The following is a 16,511-nucleotide window of genomic DNA, read 5'->3' on the forward strand; positions in this document are numbered from 1 at the left end:
AGTGGGGAGCTGCATAATTCAGTAGTTTACTCCGGGGAGTGACTTCAGGTTTATCCATAGTCCAAATAGTCCAAGTGTTTCACTCAGTGGAAACCATTTATCTTTTATTGTTATTGGGTATGGCAGTGATGCCGGTGCCAGAAATTCTTTCGGGTCTTTCTGGATAGATGCCTGGCTGAGGTAGTGAACGGGTATGGCGGATGCACCTCCACCTCCACCTCCACCTGGTGAGCTTTCATCATCTCGGTCTGATTTTTTGTTGTTCCGACCAAGCAAACGTTTATCGATCATACTGTATGTTTCATCATTTTCATTTTTAAACTTAACAACGCGCACGATATATCTGGGATAAGAGTCTTGATCCTCCACACGCTCCACATAAATAGCAAGTAAAGTACGTTTATTTTCGCTGCTAAAACGGACAACTGTGCATTTTTTCACTGCTGGTCTGGTTTCATCATTGCAGTTATCAATGCTGCTTAATGTTAAGGGTGTATCTTGTAAACCAATGGATCTAAAAAAAGGATCATCTCTATCAATATCAAAAGTAATAGGCGTATAGTCTTCAATATTAAAAACAAAGGGCGGAAACTCTTTAGCAAGTGTTTTTGTGCCTTTTCCTTGACTTAAGCCAGCCATTAGAGAGGCATATAGAAAGATGCTGTACCAATTATTCGCATTATCAGGATTTAGGACGCTGACATTTCTAGAAGTAAGTCTTCCCCTTACAGCTACTAATCTACTTCTGGGTATGTTTATTACCTGGTAAGCGCTATGTTCAGGTGCTTCAGCGACAGAAATATCAGCAATTTCTTCAGTATCTTCTTTAAAAACTGTAAATGCCGACCCATCGTAGTCGTTTCCATAAGAGCTGGGGACGCTGAGAATAAAACTGAACAATAGAACCATTAATCTAAATTTCATAGGCTTACTCTATTAACTTTTTTGCTTTTAATGCCTCCCTGCAATTACTCCATTAACACAACGGTTACGGAGTCTAGCCTAAAATAATCATGTTTTTGGCACGCTAAAGAAAATTCTATAAGAGGACTGTTGGAAATATGACAGGGAGAATCATTTTCCCTGTCGCAGAGGGGAGGTTAAATAGTTTCTATTGGCCTTTCAGTTGCTCTTTTAGCTTTTCCGGTACACCTTTAATCACCAGCTGATCACTGGTTTCATCGTAATGCACCTGTGTGCCGAGAAGCTCTGCATCAAATGCCAGGGTTAACCCTTTGCTTCGTCCGGTATATCGAACCAGCTTGGTCAGGGTGCGTTTTTCCGGTGCCATTGGTGTGGTCATGTCGTAGTCACGGGTGTTAACGAATCGGGCGAATTCGTCAGACCCGGCCTCACTCAGATAGCCTGTTAACTCTTCAAGGGTCAGGGCGTCGCCCTCATCGACTTTGGTCTGGCAGAAATCGTATACCTGACGGCTGACTTCTTTATGGTTTTCCAGTGACGGGGCTTCGCTAGCGAAGTCTTTAACAGCTTTCACCAGGGTATCTGCTTCTTCCTTGCTGCCGCTGGTTTCGCTGCACCCCAGGGCTTCCTGAAAAACATCGCTGAGGCGTCGACCGCCACGGGGTCGTAAAAAGGACAGGTAGCGACCACTGTTGGTGTTGCCCTGCCATTCGGTCACGTTGATGCGACAGGCCAGTGACATTTTGCCGGTGTCGAGATAGGCGCAGTCCTGTATTGAAAGGTCTTCAGTGACCGTCACGCTGATGTTGCTGCTCAACGTACACAGCATCAGGTAACGGGTTAGCCCCTGCTGATAGTCCGCAAACAGGACATAGCCACCGCCAAGAGCACCTGCTTCTCCCAGTTTGTCACTGATCTGACTGAGGGTATGAACGGTCAGGTCTTCAAAGGTCAGTCCATCATTCAGGTACTGGTTCAGTTCTGATGGAAACGGGCTTTCAGGTTCTTCTGCAAACTGACCATAACGTTTGTCCTGTTTCTTGTTATAGGTTTGCAGCAGGTCGTCCAGCATGGCTTCCAGAGCCGGTGTGGGTGGCAATATATGGCCCGTCGTTGCGGTCAGGGCATTGCTTTCTGGATTTTGTTCCAGCTGATGTATAAGTATTTGTTTGATAGCCATGGGGTATTTGGAAATCGACGGTCAGTAATCGGTTAATGTTACAGCCAGTTGAAACGGGAGCATAGCTGTTTATGTATCTGCTTGTGCAAGCCGTTTATGTAGCCGTTTATGTAGCCGTTTATGTAGCAAGGGCCACAGCCAGGTTACCCAGAGAGCCAGAGCGGCGAATACGCTGAAGCGGACGGAGTAGTAAAGTAACGGCTCGCTCTGTAGTTCGCTCAGATCGGGCAGGTAGTGCCAGATGGCAATGACGCTGATAGCACCAGGAACTGCCCGGGTGAAAAACAGGTGAAAGGATGGGGTGGCCTGAATAGTAAACAGCAAGCCAACGGCCCCTCCGGTCAGTAACCCATTGAATTTCAGGAATATACTGTAAGGGAGCGGATGGTTGCTGCCGGAGCCGATATGAAGGACTTCCCGGCAAATGAGGATAAAAATAAGCGGCAGGAGTGTTGCGGATATTGTCAGTGCTATTTTTTTCCAGCCTGCCAGCGGTTTTAAATAATCGATAACTCGTTGCTCAAAAGTAATGAACAGAAAAAGCAGGATTAAGCCCAGTAGTAGCCCGAAGGCTACCTGTACGGGATAATGAACCCCAAGATAAAGCCTGGAAAGGCCAACAGACAGAATCAAAAGACCTGCAACAAACCATGCCCACTTGTTTTTAAGGCTGTAGGCACTCAAGCCCCAGAACAGGGTTGCATTCTGGGTGTGGCCTGATGGCATTCCATAAGACTTTTCTACCATTCCGTTAAATAATTCAGGATGGCTCCAGTATGGGCGGGGTGAAGCAAAAAACTGACGACAACTACCAAATGCAATGCTGCTGATCATTGTGCCCATTGCCAGTCTGCCACCGATACGGGTATAGCCGCTCCAGTATATGACAGCAGCGATGAGTAAATGATGATATGAATAGCCATAGCTGGATAAGGCTCTTAAAGGGCCATCCATAAAAGCGAGATGGTGTTGCAGGCTGGAAATAAGAGTGTAAGTATCCACGGTGTTTTTTAGATAGTCGGTTCAGTGATCAACAGGCATTAAAATCTGCTGTAGACTAGTTTTGACCATTGTATCCAGCTGATGCTGGTTGGGTTTGATTCGGGCAAACAATTGTAAACCCAAAAACAGGCAGGCCAGTTGTCTTGCTGTCTCTGAAGAGTCTTTTGGAAGTCTATAGCCTTTATCAGCCAGTTGACTGAGTTGTTTTTCAAAGGCGGACTGAATGTCCGTCACGCCTTGATTCACCAGATTCCGGGCCTCCTGAGGTAGCAGGTGAAGCTCGACACTGGAACAGGCCAGAAAGCAGCAGTTACGATAGTGTTCTTCCTGATGATGACGATAACTGGTGGTTAAAAAACGACGAATTCCGTCTAATGGGGAATCGCCGGTTAAATATCGGTTGATGCGAGTATGCATATCATGTTCCAGATAGTACTTCAGCACATTGAGATATAAGCCTTCTTTGTTTTTAAAATGATGGTACAGGCTTCCGGGGTGCAACTCGGTTACTTCCTCAAGCTGCCGCAGTGAAGTCGCTGTAAAGCCTCTTGACCAGAATAAGGCCAGAGCACTTTTTAGTACGGTTTCTTTGTCAAACGTTGAATGCCTTCCCATTATGCTATTGCTTTCAACTGAGTTACTGGAATGTAGCAGTTATTTTTGCCGGCGCTATCTTTTATTGCTTTTAATGTTCTGTTTTTTCTTTCCATAGTGTCCATTTCCGATAGTGGTAGATGGCGACGAAGCGCGCTTTTAAATCAGCGGGCAGGTAGTCAATATGGCCATCTTTTGTGGCCAGAAAATCTGTTTTACCATTACTAATCAGGGTCTTTATTTCATCAGCGGTATTAACCAGTACAGACTTCCCGTGGGAATAAAAGCGTGCAGAAAAAGGGCGCTTGTTAAAATAAAGAAGCTCTCCCGGATCGCTGACTTTCTCAGCGTTCATGGCCTGAATCATGGTTTTCTGGGAGTTTTTGCCGCCACCGTTTATGAGTATGTAAATGGTGATAGCCATCATTACCGGTGTAATAAACCCGCCAGCGACAACACGTTGATGCAGAGTAGGCGTTAAATGCCTGTACCAGATGGTTGCCAGTGCCATGGCTAAAGGGGGCATCAGGGGCAAGGCGTAAGTCCAGATCATATTGCGGGCAAAGGTAAAAAACAGCAGCAGGGAAAGTAGCCAGCACAGCAGGAACCACGCCCATTCAGAGAGTATCAGAGGTCGCCTGTGCCTGAGTTTTAACCATAATGACCGGCAGGCATAACCGACAAGGATTAAAGACCAGGGAAAGCCGCCCGCAATAAAGTAAGGCCAGATCATGCCAACAGGGCGAATATGGGCTGAGCCATAATGATCACCTTCCCAGCCACTGTCCAGGTAGCGGCTGAAGTGTTCTCCGATGATCATGTATTCCAGCATACCCGGAGTCTTTAGCTCGGCTGCAATAAACCATGGCAGGGCGATAATGGCCGCCAGCAGGCTGCCACTGATCCAGGGCAGACGCTGCCAGAGTTGCAAAAACTGTTTTCGCAGCAGGCACCATAAAAAGATGGGCAGCCCTGCCAGTACCAGTCCGGCAAGGCTTTTTGACAGCAGCGTCAGGGCTGACCCGGTAAAGAACAGGTAGCCCCAGCGTCTGGCCTGTGTCGGGTTGTTGCTGTGAAAGCCTATCCATAAACCGGTCAGGCACAGAGTAATGCTGAAGACCATAACCGGATCAGCCAGCAGCGCACCGGACAGAACCAGAAACATGGCGCTGGTGGTCAGAATCAGAATGGCCAGCTTTCCTGCCTGTTGACTGAGTTGAAAAGACGTTAGCTTCCAGGTAAGCCAAAGGGTACCAACGCTGACGAGCAGGGAGGGGAGGCGGGCGGCAAACTCGTTGATACCGAAGAGTTTGAAGCTGATGGCAGACATCCAGATAAACAGAGGCGGTTTGCCCCAGAATGGCACATCGTAATCGAAATACGGGGTGATCCAGTCATTGGTCTCGACCATCAGGCGCACCATTTCGGCGTAGCGGGCTTCGCTGGTGTCCATCAGCGGATAGGCTCCAAGCGACAGTAGACGCATAATAAGGGCGGTGGCAATAATGATTGTACCGTAAAGCCAGAGCTTTGTTGGATGGTGAGAGTCTGGATTCATTCTTATTGTTGATCCCTGTGCCTGAGTATGGTTCAGGTTAGTCTATTCAGACTGCAAAAGTATTATTTTTCTGTCAATCCACATTCTGAGTAATTATGGCTTATCCGTTCCGCTGTTTTATCCTGCTTGCGTAGTTTTTTTCAAAGGCCTCTTTCCCCATGGCACTTTCCATTACGGAAATCTGGGCATTGATCATCCGGTCGAAAGCATCCAGACAACGTTGATGTTCATCAGGCTTCTGGCTGGTCTCTCTTAACAGGGCAACGGTTGCTTCAATGGTGGAAAGGGCACCTTTCTCCGGCGTTTTTCTAATGGTGTAGGCTGAAGTCTGTGTTTCGGACAGGGTGAGTGCGGGCAGCTCTTGCAGAACCGGGTTCAGATAATAGATTTTTTTTGCCTTACGCCAGGTACCATCCAGAATCACGCAAAGCTCCGGTATGGCATGAGTTGCAGTGTACGCCTTAACGGTAACGGCGTTCTCTGAAGGAAACAGCAGACAGGCGTGCCGGTTTGCCAGCTGCTTTTCCAGCGCTTTGGACTCGGTAAAGTCTTCACCCACCAGAATATTGCAATTACTGATGCCGAGGCTGGCAATGCGGGCACTGTTGATGGGGTGGCGGGTTTCAGAAGGGTGCTGCACGATCAGCAGGTCGATACAGGCTTTTTCCGGCTTCAGGCCTTTGCAGTAACAAGCAGATAAAGGACGAAGGCAGCGGGGGCACTCAATTCGGGCCATGCAGGATATTCCTGAAGGTCAGGTTGATACGGGGCTCAATCTGGCGAGCGGTTTTCGGCAGGCAATGTTGCCAGTGTGACTGAGAATGTCCAGACATCACCAGCAGGGAGCCACTGTTTAAGTTAATCGTGATGCCTTTTATGGCTTTGTTATATTTGTGTCGGAGTTTAAACCGGCGGGTTTCGCCAAGGCTCAGGGAGGCAATCACGGGTTGCTCCCCCAGCTCCGGTTCATCGTCGCTGTGCCAGCCGTTACTGTCACTGCCATTCCGATACAGGTTAAGCAGGACACAGTTGAAGGTGTGTTGGCTCAGTTGCTCAACTCTTGTTTTCAATTGCAGTAGTTGAGGTGTCCAGGGCAGGGGGGCAAGGTTCAACCCTGAGTAACTGTAGTGACAATGAGTATCGCCATACCATGCCTGTAATCTTGGAATGGCTATACGCCGACCAAACAGCTGGATTTTATCCTGCCGCCACGGGGTGCTGGCGATAAGGTCGTTAAAGCACTGCTCGGAATCTGTGGGTGTTAATGCTTCTGACCAGAACTGTAGTTGTGCATCTTGTGCTGGAATCAACTCACAAGCAGGCATAGATTCTGATCTGTCTGTTATTAAGTGTTTCAGGAATGATAACAGAGCAGGCAGTGGCTGCCTGCTCAAGAGCTCAGGCGATTATAGTCACTTGTGCTTCATCTGGAAAATCAGCTTCTCTGCCGTGCAGTCAAAGTCAAACATGGCGCGAATATAAGGCTTGCCACCTTCTTCGACGACTTCCGATTTAACCTGGCAGTTGCCGGATCCAACGGAACGGGCGTCTTTTTCCATCCGGGTAAACTGTTCTTTGGCAGACATCTGGTCGTTATCACAGAAGTCCAGTGTCAGAAGGGTGTCGTCTTCCCGGATCAGTGTGCCAACTTCAACACAGTTGCAGGCAACGCTATCGTACTGGTCGGTGTCTTTCATGAACGTACCTCATAGAAAAACCGGGCAGCTGGCCCGGTTTTTAACTTTGTTATGGCAGAGAATCAGACAGAGTTAATTGGTTGTCAGCAATGTGTCTGTCCAGCCTCAAGAGCCTCATGGGCAAGGTCATCTTATACCAAACCACTACAAGCGGAAACTGTTAAACCAACAGGTTCATCACAAACATTGACTAAAGCTATTGGCGATACAGGTACGGAACAGGGTGGGGTACAGGCTGCCACGAGTACCGATAACACCAGGTATTCGGTCAGCGCACTGAATGGTAGAGCCCGTCAGGTAAGGCTGGAGGGTTGCCTGTCCTCTCGCACAGCCATATTATGCTTTTTACTGGAAGTGTTTCACGAATCCAGCCCAACCTTGTGGAGATACCACTTACCATCGTACTTTTTATACCTTTCTTTGAGATAACTTCCCACAAACCATGTAAAACTCGGTAAATTAAAACAAGTGTAAAGCCCATGGGCGGGTTCAAATACTTCAAATACTTTATCGTCGCACCGAAAACCTGCCGAATGACCATTGTACAGCGCATTATCACCAGCGCTGTTAAAAAACACTAAAATAAAGTGCCCGGTCTTTGTTGACATCCATTCAGGAATAAAGGGTGCAGCATTAACCATTCCTCCAGCTGTATTATCCACAGAAATCAGGTTTTGGCTTTGTAGTAAAAAAGGAATACCGGCACCATAACCCAGGCTTTTAGAAGGAAATAAGTGCTTCCAGGCATAGGATGCCTGAATAATTGAGGCTGACATTGTATCAAATTCATCAGCACTCAATACACCTTTTCCTTTTGAAGCGAGACTTTTTTTTATCCAGGCGACTACCATGCCGGAGCAAATACCTGCCTTTTCCTTGTCAAGAGAAGGGCAAAGGTTTTTTTTGTTCCAGAGAGAATTAACAGAATAAAAACAATTTATGCTAAAAACTTTCATATACATATTAAGTAATCCTCAAAAGCTAATTCTCGTTTTTTCAGTTTTCTAGATTCGTATCATAATAGATGCATATCTGCTTTAATCAATGGGGCGTCACTCATCTTTGTAATGAATCAAAACGGGTGAGAGCCTTATACGACAGGCCGAAATACCGCTGGATATAACGTGGTTCAGTATTTAACGACAAAAAAAGCCAGCTTTTTTCAGAAGCTGGCTTTGGAGGAAACGATGGAAGCGTTCCTGGCAATGAATGAAGGCGGCCCAGACGAAGAACAGGTTCATCACAAACATCGCCATAAAGCTGTTAGCGATACAGATACCGAACAGGATCGGGTACAAGCTGCCACGAGTACCGATAACCCAGGGATTCGGCCAGCGTACTGAATGGCTATCTGTTCTCTCGCACAGCCATATTGTGCTTTTTACTGGAAGTGTTTCACGAATACAGCTCAACCTTGTGGAGATACCACTTACCGTCGTAATATTCATACATTTCTTCGAGATAACGTGTCACAAACGTTGTAAAAGTCGGTATATCAGAATAATTGAAAAGCCCAGTGTTGGGTTCAAATATTTCAAACGCTTTATCTTCGTACCGAAAACCTGCCGTATGACCGTTCCACACCGAATCATCGCCAGCTTTGTTAAAAAACACTAAAATAAAGTGCCCAGTATTTATTGATATCCATTCATAAATCCAGGGTATAGCACAAGCCATCTCTCCAACTGCATCGTCCACGGAAATCAGGTTTTGGCTTTGTAGTAAAAAAGGAATACCGGCACCATAACCCATGCTTTTAGAAGGAAACAAGTGTTTCCAGTTATAGGTTGCCTGAATAATTGAGGCTGACATTGTATCAAGTTCATCAGCACTCAATACACCTTTCCCTTTTGAAGCGAGACTTTTTTTTATCCAGGCGACTACCAGGCCGGAGCAAATGCCTGCCTTTTCAAATTTAACAGCAGGGCAAAGGTTTTTTTTGTTCCAGAGAGTATTAACTGAATAAGAATAACTTGTCGTGTTAAGAACTTTCTTATACATATTAAGTAATCCTCAAAAGCTGATTCTCGTTTTTTCAGTTTTCTGGATTTTTATCATAGATGCATACCTGCTGTAATCAATAGGGCATCACTCATTTTTGTAATGAATGAAAACGGGTGCGAGCCTTATACGACAGGGCGAAATACTGCTGGATATAACGTGGTTCAGTATTTAACGACAAAAAAAGCCAGCTTTTTTCAGAAGCTGGCTTTGGAGGAAGCGGTAGAAGCGTTCCCGGCAATGAATGAAGGTGGCTCAGACGAAGAACAGGTTCATCACAAACATCGCCATAAAGCTGTTAGCGATACAGATCGCGAACATGATCGGGTACAGACTGCCACGGGTACCAATGACACCCAGGATACGACCTGCGTATTGGATGGTGGAACCGCACAGGTAGATAGCCGGAGCCAGAATGGCAATGTGTTCACCGGTCAGGACGCCTTCAGAGAACAGGCCCATCACGATACCCACCGCACCACCCATAGACATGACTGCGCCCATAATCACCGCAGCGCCTTCACCCGGCAGACCAACCAGTACCATCAGTGGTTCAAACAGAGTACCCAATGCGCCCAGTGCGCCGGTTACGTTCAGGGCTTTAATGATGATAAAAGCCATCATTACATTGGGGATGGTGCTCATTGCACCAATGTTCCAACCCTTGCGAGCGCCTTCGACAAAGACGTCAGTGATCATCTTTTTGCTAGCTTCAGCCATGGTTATGCCACCTTCGCCTGTGAATTAACTTTCTTGCCTTGAGCTTTCAGAATCAGGCGCAGGACGTTGGCACCGATGATTTTGAAGATAAACATAACTCCCACCGTCAGGCCAATGGAGGTTGGCACCGCCAGGGAGCCGTCAGCGTTGGTCAGGGTGAACAGCACTGCGCCAGAGCTGAAGAAGTTAACGATGGTGGCACCGGCAGAGAACTGGAAAGCGGTGAAGACTTCAGATTCTTCCTGGTTCAGCTCACCTTCTTCAACCAGCTTTTTGGTCAGGCCGGCACCGGTGTCAGTGTTCTGCAGGGAGCCGATCATAGCCAGGGCGGCAGAGCCAGGCAGACCCATCAGTGGTCGCAGCAGTGGTGTCAGCAGTTTGCGGGCTGCTTTCAGGGCGCCATAGTGCTCCAGAACATTGATCATGCCCAGAGCGAACATGCAGGTAGGTACCAGGGTCAGGGCAAACAGGAAGCCGTCACGGGCACCGCTGCCACCTTTACCACGGAACATGAAACCGTCGGCAATAGAGCCGAATGTGCCGTTCAGGGTGGTGAAGTCGAATACACCGTACCATTCACTAGATTGCAGTAAGCCGGAAAAAAATACGACAGCGAAAGCCAGCGCAAGATAGTTTCCGAGCGTGACTTTCTGGTCGTCAGTAGCGCTCATTATAAAACTCATTGGATGTTGTGTTGGAGTGTTGAATTCTTTCTATTTAACTAAACGTTCGTGCAAAAAAGAATCGGTCAAGGAGGATAAAGAGCCTTTAATGTGTCGCCTATTGGGGAATTGCGAAGAGTTTGTACAGTTAATATCTACATTAATTGCTGACACACTTAAATAGATACCCTGTATTTTGTGTTTGGTTGATGTGTAAACAAAAAACGTCAATAGAAAACACGAACTGAACTGCGTAGTTGTTTGGTTTTGTTGCCGGGTGGGCGAGATGGGTAATGCTTTAAAGTTCGGAGATTCTGTTGTAGTCTCGGTTTGCCGAAGTCGTTGTTCGGATATTAAACGGTGTGAAAAGTATCGGTTTATGGGTTCTGGAGTGATCGTTTTGATTGAAATGAATTATTTTATTCAATACTCATTTTCAGAATGTATAGGGAGATATTTTTTATTCAAACTATTCAGGGATAAACACTATGGCAGACAGTCAGGCCAGCCTGCGAAGAAATGTTAATGTACTGGGGTCTTTGCTGGGGCAAACCATCAAAGATCACCATGGTGAAGAATTTTTTAATAAGATTGAAAACATCCGCCAGCTGGCAAAAGCAGCCCGTGCCGGTAATGAAGAAGACCGGGAGGTTCTTCTGGATCAGCTGAAAGGCCTGTCGGATGATGAGCTGGTGCCGGTAGCCCGCTCATTCAGCCACTTTCTGAACCTGGCGAACCTGGCAGAACAGTTTCATGGTGTGTCCAGGGAGTGTGAAGAAGCTTTTGATGTTCCGGACCACGTTGATGAGCTGATGGTGCGCCTGAAAGACAAAGGCATGACCAATGAACAGATAGCCAGCAGCATCAGCCAGCTGGATATGGAACTGGTGCTGACCGCCCACCCAACAGAAGTAAGCCGTCGTACACTGATTCAGAAACAGGAATCTATTTTTGAGTGCCTGACTGAGCTGGAAAATACCTGCCTGAGCCAGCGCCGCAAGGCTCGTCTGGAGAACCGTCTGCAACAGCTGGTGTCACAGGCATGGCACACTTTGGAATTCCGTACCCAGCGACCCACTCCTATCGATGAAGCCAAAGCGGGCTATGCCACCATTGAGCACTCTTTATGGGAAGCCATTCCTGCTTTTGTGCGCTCTATGGACGAGCGTCTGGAAGAGCATACCGGTATTCGTCTGCCGATTGATGCTGTACCGGTTCGTTTCTCTTCCTGGATGGGGGGGGATCGGGACGGTAACCCATTTGTCACCTCCAAGGTGACGCAGGAAGTCTTGCTGCTGAGTCGCTGGGTAGCAGCTGACCTGTATCTGCGTGACCTGAAGCCTTTGATTGGCGAGCTGTCCATGACCGGGTGCAGCGAAGAGATGAAGCAGGTCATGGGCGAATGCCGTGAACCTTACCGCGCGGTTCTGAAAAAGCTGCGTGAGCGGCTGCGTCATACCCGCAGATGGTGTGAGAATTCACTGGTTGAGATGGCTGATGCTTCCGACATCATGACCGACAACCAGGAGTTGATTGAACCTCTGGAGCTATGTTACCGCTCTCTGAAAGAGGTGGGACTGGGTGTGATTGCCGATGGTCCTCTGCTGGATATGATCCGACGCGCCCACAGCTTTGGACTGACCCTGATCAAGCTGGATATCCGTCAGGAAGCAGACCGCCACACGGCAGTGTTGAGTGAACTCACCCGTGCTCTGGGGATGGGCGACTATGCCAGCTGGGACGAAGCGGACCGTCAGACGTTCCTCCTGCGAGAACTGCAAAACCCTCGCCCACTGCTGCCTAACAACTGGCAGCCAAGCCCTGATGTGAAAGAGGTTGTAGACACTTGTCGTGTGATTGCCCGTGAAGGGGAAAAAGCCCTGCGAGCTTACGTGATATCCATGGCCTACAATCCGTCCGATGTTCTGGCAGTGGCGCTGCTGCTGAAAGAGTGTGGTGTTGATTTCCCAATGCCCGTTGCTCCTCTGTTTGAAACCCTGACGGCTCTGGACGGCGCGGCAGACTGTATTGAAAAACTCCTGAGCCTGCCCTGGTACAGGGGTTACAGTGCCAATGGTCAGATGGTGATGATCGGCTACTCCGATTCCGCTAAAGATGCCGGCTGGATGGCTGCGGGCTGGGCGCAGTACCGTGCCATGGAAGAAGTCACTGAAGTGTGTAAGAAACACAATGTAAACCTGACCTTTTTCCATGGCCGTGGCGGCACCATTGGTCGTGGGGGTGGTCCGGCTCATGCCGCGATCCTGTCCCAGCCACCGGGTTCTGTGAATGGACATCTTCGTGTTACTGAACAGGGCGAGATGATTCGTTTCAAGTTTGGTTTCCCGGATGTAGCCAGAAAGAGCCTGATGCTTTACGCCAGTGCGACCATGGAAGCCACCTTGCTGCCACCCCCGGCTCCTGAACAGAGCTGGCGCGATATGATGGATCAGCTGTCCCGTGACTCTCTGGAAGTTTATCGAGGCATGGTGCGGGGTGAACCTGAGTTTGTGCCTTACTTCCGGGCCGTTACTCCTGAACAGGAGCTGGCCAAGTTGCCGCTGGGCTCTCGTCCTGCCAAGCGTAAACCCGATGGTGGCGTAGAGAGCCTGCGTGCTATTCCATGGATTTTTGCCTGGACCCAGACTCGCCTGATGCTGCCGACCTGGCTGGGTTGCGGTGTGGCACTGAAGAATGCACTGGATAAAGAGCAGAGCGATACCCTGAAAGAAATGATGAAGCAGTGGCCATTCTTCAAAGCACGTCTGGAAATGCTGGAAATGGTCTTTATGAAGACCGACCCCAAGCTGGCTGAATATTATGAGGACCGCCTGGTGCCAACGGGGCTGCAGCATCTTGGTGATAAACTGCGGATGCTACTCGACAGCGCTATTAACAGCGTGCTTGAGCTGAAAGGTGGCAGTGAGCTGATGTCTGCTCATCCTATGAATAAACAGGGTATTACGCTGCGTAACCCCTACATTGATCCACTGAATGTTCTGCAGGCTGAACTGCTCTATCGCCTTCGACACCTGGAAGAAGACAAGGAGTGTAAGAATCTGGAACAGGCATTGATGATTACTGTGGCAGGTATAGCCGCCGGGATGCGGAATACTGGCTGATGGTTAGCCGTCTGTTACGCCCCGTAGATTTACGGGGCTTTCACCGGCCAGTTTTTTGCTGCTTTGGTGTTGAGGTAATAAAAAAGGGAGTCTAAAGTGGAGTGCAAACGGAGGCGTAATTATGGACAACCTTTACCATACTGATTATCCAGAGTGGTTGAACCAGCAACGACACCTTCTGGCCAATGGTCAGTTTGACAGGCTTGATATTCCAAATTTACTTGAGGCAATGGAGCAACGAATGGGTGATGCAGTCAACGAGCTGGAGTCCCATTTAATCATCCTGCTCCTGCACCTGCTCAAGTACGATTACCAGATGCGGGTACTGCAAGACCCGTGGGTTCAGGATAAGGCTATTCATACCTGGATACCCAGTATCAACAATCCAAGAACCGAAATCGAGCTGCTGACCAGCAAAAACCCGCATTTGAAAAACAAAACAGCCCGGGCATTGCAGGCAGCGTATCCCCGTGCCAAAAACAAGGCTGTCGCGGAACTGAACAAATACATTCGCTCTGAAAAGAAACGGCTGAACCAGAATAGTTTTCCCGAGGAATGCCCCTGGTCGTTTGAGCGAATCGTGGACGATGACTGGCTGCCTTAATTCCGTCGGGATTTACGAAGCTCACCCAGCTCCTGCATTGAATGAAGCAGCTTTCTCATCGCCATAAAAAAGCCCGAATGCTAAAAGGCATTCGGGCTTTTTTATACGACTTTCTAATTAAAATTAAATGATTATAAAGACTCAGGGTTAATAACCCTTGGATTCGGGTTTAATTCCGGAGAATTGTTGGCAAACTCTTTCCATTCGCTTAAATCAGCGGTAACGGGTTTGCCTTTGCTTTGTGTAAATGGAAAAACTGCACCTTTAAAGAGCGGCTTGCCTGTCCCTTTAATGATGTGGCCCTCGGGCCACTTATGCTTACCTTCCCGCCATTTTCTGAAGGCTTCAAAATCAAGCTGGTAGGCAAAATACTCTTCAACGGGGCTTTTTGTACTGGCTTTATTGTCTTTACAAAGTACCAGGACGTCTTTCTTTTTACTCATAGCTGTACATCCTTTTACTGTCCTTGGAGTTATAAGTATAGCCAGAACGAATAAGTGTCTATTTATGTTTTTGTTTTGAATTTCAGTCAGTTATTTCGGCAGGCCCCTAGCGCCAGAGAAAAACCGCTCTGTCCCAGGAGCACTGATAAAGCTGCATCAACGTTTTGCCATTAAAACTCATAACAATCTGGTAATTGAGAAAATCATTCTCTGGTTTAGCTGACAGAATGGTAGTGGCTGGACGGTTCATTAATACCGGTGTTCCGTTCAGGTCTCTGGTCTGCAGGTAAAGGATATTCATTATCGTGATAATTTCTCCGCTGTCCGGGTTGAAGGAGAAGTTATCCGTGAACTTTATGCCATAGGTACGACGATCTGCCGGCATATCGCTGATATTCCTCGTCAGGTGACATTTGGCAAGATCCAGATAGCCGCTGGGCAGATGATTATTCCTGATGGCAGAAAGCAACCAGGGATAGCCTTTAATTCGACTGCCGGGAATGCTCTGTGCCGTTAAAGGCAGCAGAGTCAGCACTGTAAAAAACACAGATAGCAGGCCTGCTTTGAGTCGTATTTTGAACCAATGACTGTGCATAGCCACGTCCCTGTTAGCTAAATCTCAAATAACCTATCGGCATAATTAGTTGGACTGTAAGCATTCAAAATACCTGAAGGCTCTGTCGTCGTTGCTAATGCCTGGTCAGGTCTGCATTATGATTTTGGTAGATGCTTTCAAGTGAGCAGCTATACGGAGCGTTACCGATGATATTCTTTATGGCGTAAATCATTGCTGTGCTGCCTCTCTTCTACTCATCGTGTCGTAAGTGGCGCATCGTCTCTTCCAGCTTTTCCATCCTGGACCATAGATCGTCTAAGTCTTCACGCATAGAGTTCTCAGCTTGCTCTGATCTTTTTCTTTCCTCGTTAAGCTTATCATTTAGTTCATCCAGTGCAGAATGCAGGTCAAAACAGCCTAAATAATTTTCAAGATATTCGGCGGCGCTCTTTAGCTTCACAAATTGCTCATCGGTTCCCCCCTTGTCAGGGTGACATGTAAGTGCTGCTTCTCGAAAATGACGTTTAATCACCCTGGCGGCGTTGGGTTGCTTCAGGACATCCATTTCTAAGCCAAGCAGGTGCAGGGCATCCTCTAATTCCTGATCACTTCTGTATAGTGGCTTTTCGTGAAATCCACTGGAAGTGTCTTTTTGCCCGGTTGCTCCTGATCCTGAGGTGGACGGTTGGTCATCAGTGTCTGGTTGCGGGGGGGAAGGCGAAGGTGGTGTTTTAGGAAGGGAGTAAAGCACGGGTTTTTTATCAGCCTTGTCGTTTTCAGTGTTTTGGGAGGGAGTCATGATAATGCTGTGTACCAGCTTCATAAGCTGCTTTTTGAAGAGTATCAATCTGGTCGGATCAGGCTCGGCGTTTGATACGAACCTGAATTCATAAAGTAATTTTTGCCACTCATTGCATTTGGATTTTATCCTGATTGAATTCAAGTCATTCAGCCATTGCCAAAGCGACTGGTACTCTAATGCAAAATAATATTGTCCTGTATTGACTTTTCGCACAGCGACAGGCTTTCCTGATGGGGTTATCTCGACGATATAGAAAACCCAGTAACCGGCATCAACGCCTATAAGAAGCTCTAAATCATGCTCTGGATGGCTATTGGGCTTTGCCCGGGTGTCAGTCATTGTAATCAATGACCTGTCTTGCGATGTTTGAAAGTTCTTTGCGGAGCGAATGAGAGCTTCCAGTCGCTTTACAGGAACAGGCCGGAATATGCCCGGGAGACCGATACTTTTTATGAATGGCGCATCAATGGACTGCCCGGTCACTCTTTCAGTACGCATAAGGCACCCAGGATTACCGGACTCAAATACTGGATAAGGTTCGGCACCTTTGTTTTCTTTGTGCGCATACTGCAGTGCCAAATAACTGTTTAGCAGTATGGGCCCAATGTCGCTGAGGCCAGGTCCGCCCGGAAAGGCTTTACGAAAA

18 protein-coding genes are annotated in these 16,511 nt (G+C 47.8%); 3 read left to right on the top strand and 15 right to left on the bottom strand.

The window, feature by feature from the left end; genetic code table 11:
• Positions 1-18: 18 nt before the first annotated feature.
• From NX720_RS16865 to NX720_RS16905, 9 genes are all read right to left on the bottom strand, one after another.
• Positions 19-924, bottom strand: a complete 906-nt coding sequence (locus tag NX720_RS16865; RefSeq protein ID WP_262596095.1) for a hypothetical protein — start codon at positions 922-924, stop codon at positions 19-21.
• A 187-nt stretch (positions 925-1,111) separates the two neighbouring features.
• Positions 1,112-2,104, bottom strand: coding sequence for a nucleoid-associated protein (locus NX720_RS16870; protein WP_262596097.1), 993 nt, complete (start codon positions 2,102-2,104; stop codon positions 1,112-1,114).
• 69 nt (positions 2,105-2,173) lie between these two features.
• Positions 2,174-3,106 (bottom strand): phosphatase PAP2 family protein, encoded by a 933-nt coding sequence (locus tag NX720_RS16875; protein ID WP_262596098.1) that lies wholly within the window; start codon positions 3,104-3,106, stop codon positions 2,174-2,176.
• 21 nt (positions 3,107-3,127) lie between these two features.
• Positions 3,128-3,721 (bottom strand): TetR/AcrR family transcriptional regulator, encoded by a 594-nt coding sequence (locus NX720_RS16880; RefSeq protein WP_262596101.1) that lies wholly within the window; start codon positions 3,719-3,721, stop codon positions 3,128-3,130.
• Between the two features lie 70 nt (positions 3,722-3,791).
• Positions 3,792-5,258 carry an ArnT family glycosyltransferase gene (locus tag NX720_RS16885; RefSeq protein ID WP_262596104.1) on the bottom strand — a complete coding sequence of 489 codons (1,467 nt, stop codon included), beginning with the start codon at positions 5,256-5,258 and terminating at the stop codon, positions 3,792-3,794.
• A gap of 100 nt (positions 5,259-5,358) precedes the next feature.
• Positions 5,359-5,994 (bottom strand): tRNA-uridine aminocarboxypropyltransferase, encoded by a 636-nt coding sequence (locus tag NX720_RS16890; protein WP_262596106.1) that lies wholly within the window; start codon positions 5,992-5,994, stop codon positions 5,359-5,361.
• On the bottom strand, positions 5,981-6,568 hold the full coding sequence (locus NX720_RS16895) for an alpha-ketoglutarate-dependent dioxygenase AlkB family protein (RefSeq protein WP_262596107.1): 588 nt from the start codon (positions 6,566-6,568) through the stop codon (positions 5,981-5,983). Before NX720_RS16895 ends, NX720_RS16890 begins: the two co-directional genes overlap by 14 nt.
• Positions 6,569-6,670: 102 nt before the next feature.
• Entirely contained in the window at positions 6,671-6,955 is a 285-nt protein-coding gene (locus NX720_RS16900) for a YfcZ/YiiS family protein (RefSeq protein WP_262596109.1), read from the bottom strand.
• Positions 6,956-7,314: 359 nt separating this feature from the next.
• Entirely contained in the window at positions 7,315-7,917 is a 603-nt protein-coding gene (locus NX720_RS16905) for a hypothetical protein (RefSeq protein WP_262596111.1), read from the bottom strand.
• Positions 7,918-8,079: 162 nt separating this feature from the next.
• On the opposite strand from NX720_RS16905, the gene NX720_RS16910 reads away from it, so the two are divergent.
• Entirely contained in the window at positions 8,080-8,298 is a 219-nt protein-coding gene (locus tag NX720_RS16910) for a hypothetical protein (protein ID WP_262596112.1), read from the top strand.
• Between the two features lie 52 nt (positions 8,299-8,350).
• On the opposite strand, the gene NX720_RS16915 is transcribed toward NX720_RS16910, so the two are convergent.
• The 3 genes from NX720_RS16915 to NX720_RS16925 form a co-directional block, all read right to left on the bottom strand.
• Positions 8,351-8,956 carry a hypothetical protein gene (locus NX720_RS16915; RefSeq protein WP_262596114.1) on the bottom strand — a complete coding sequence of 202 codons (606 nt, stop codon included), beginning with the start codon at positions 8,954-8,956 and terminating at the stop codon, positions 8,351-8,353.
• 255 nt (positions 8,957-9,211) lie between these two features.
• On the bottom strand, positions 9,212-9,676 hold the full coding sequence (locus tag NX720_RS16920) for a YjiG family protein (protein ID WP_262596115.1): 465 nt from the start codon (positions 9,674-9,676) through the stop codon (positions 9,212-9,214).
• Positions 9,677-9,678: 2 nt separating this feature from the next.
• The gene (locus NX720_RS16925) at positions 9,679-10,359 is read right to left on the bottom strand and encodes a nucleoside recognition domain-containing protein (RefSeq protein WP_262596117.1); all 681 of its coding nucleotides are present in this window, start codon (positions 10,357-10,359) and stop codon (positions 9,679-9,681) included.
• A 467-nt stretch (positions 10,360-10,826) separates the two neighbouring features.
• On the opposite strand from NX720_RS16925, the gene ppc reads away from it, so the two are divergent.
• Both ppc and NX720_RS16935 read left to right on the top strand, forming a co-directional pair.
• Positions 10,827-13,460 carry a phosphoenolpyruvate carboxylase gene (gene ppc, locus NX720_RS16930; protein WP_262596118.1) on the top strand — a complete coding sequence of 878 codons (2,634 nt, stop codon included), beginning with the start codon at positions 10,827-10,829 and terminating at the stop codon, positions 13,458-13,460.
• Positions 13,461-13,581: 121 nt separating this feature from the next.
• Positions 13,582-14,064, top strand: a complete 483-nt coding sequence (locus tag NX720_RS16935; RefSeq protein WP_262596120.1) for a DUF29 domain-containing protein — start codon at positions 13,582-13,584, stop codon at positions 14,062-14,064.
• 131 nt (positions 14,065-14,195) lie between these two features.
• Here the strand turns inward: NX720_RS16935 and NX720_RS16940 are convergent, their stop codons facing one another.
• From NX720_RS16940 to NX720_RS16950, 3 genes are all read right to left on the bottom strand, one after another.
• The gene (locus NX720_RS16940; RefSeq protein ID WP_262596121.1) at positions 14,196-14,507 is read right to left on the bottom strand and encodes a hypothetical protein; all 312 of its coding nucleotides are present in this window, start codon (positions 14,505-14,507) and stop codon (positions 14,196-14,198) included.
• A gap of 106 nt (positions 14,508-14,613) precedes the next feature.
• Entirely contained in the window at positions 14,614-15,102 is a 489-nt protein-coding gene (locus NX720_RS16945) for a hypothetical protein (RefSeq protein WP_262596122.1), read from the bottom strand.
• 211 nt (positions 15,103-15,313) lie between these two features.
• Positions 15,314-16,363 (bottom strand): hypothetical protein, encoded by a 1,050-nt coding sequence (locus NX720_RS16950; RefSeq protein ID WP_262596123.1) that lies wholly within the window; start codon positions 16,361-16,363, stop codon positions 15,314-15,316.
• Positions 16,364-16,511: the final 148 nt, after the last annotated feature.

The organism is Endozoicomonas euniceicola (genome assembly GCF_025562755.1).
Taxonomy (GTDB): Bacteria; Pseudomonadota; Gammaproteobacteria; order Pseudomonadales; family Endozoicomonadaceae; genus Endozoicomonas_A; species Endozoicomonas_A euniceicola.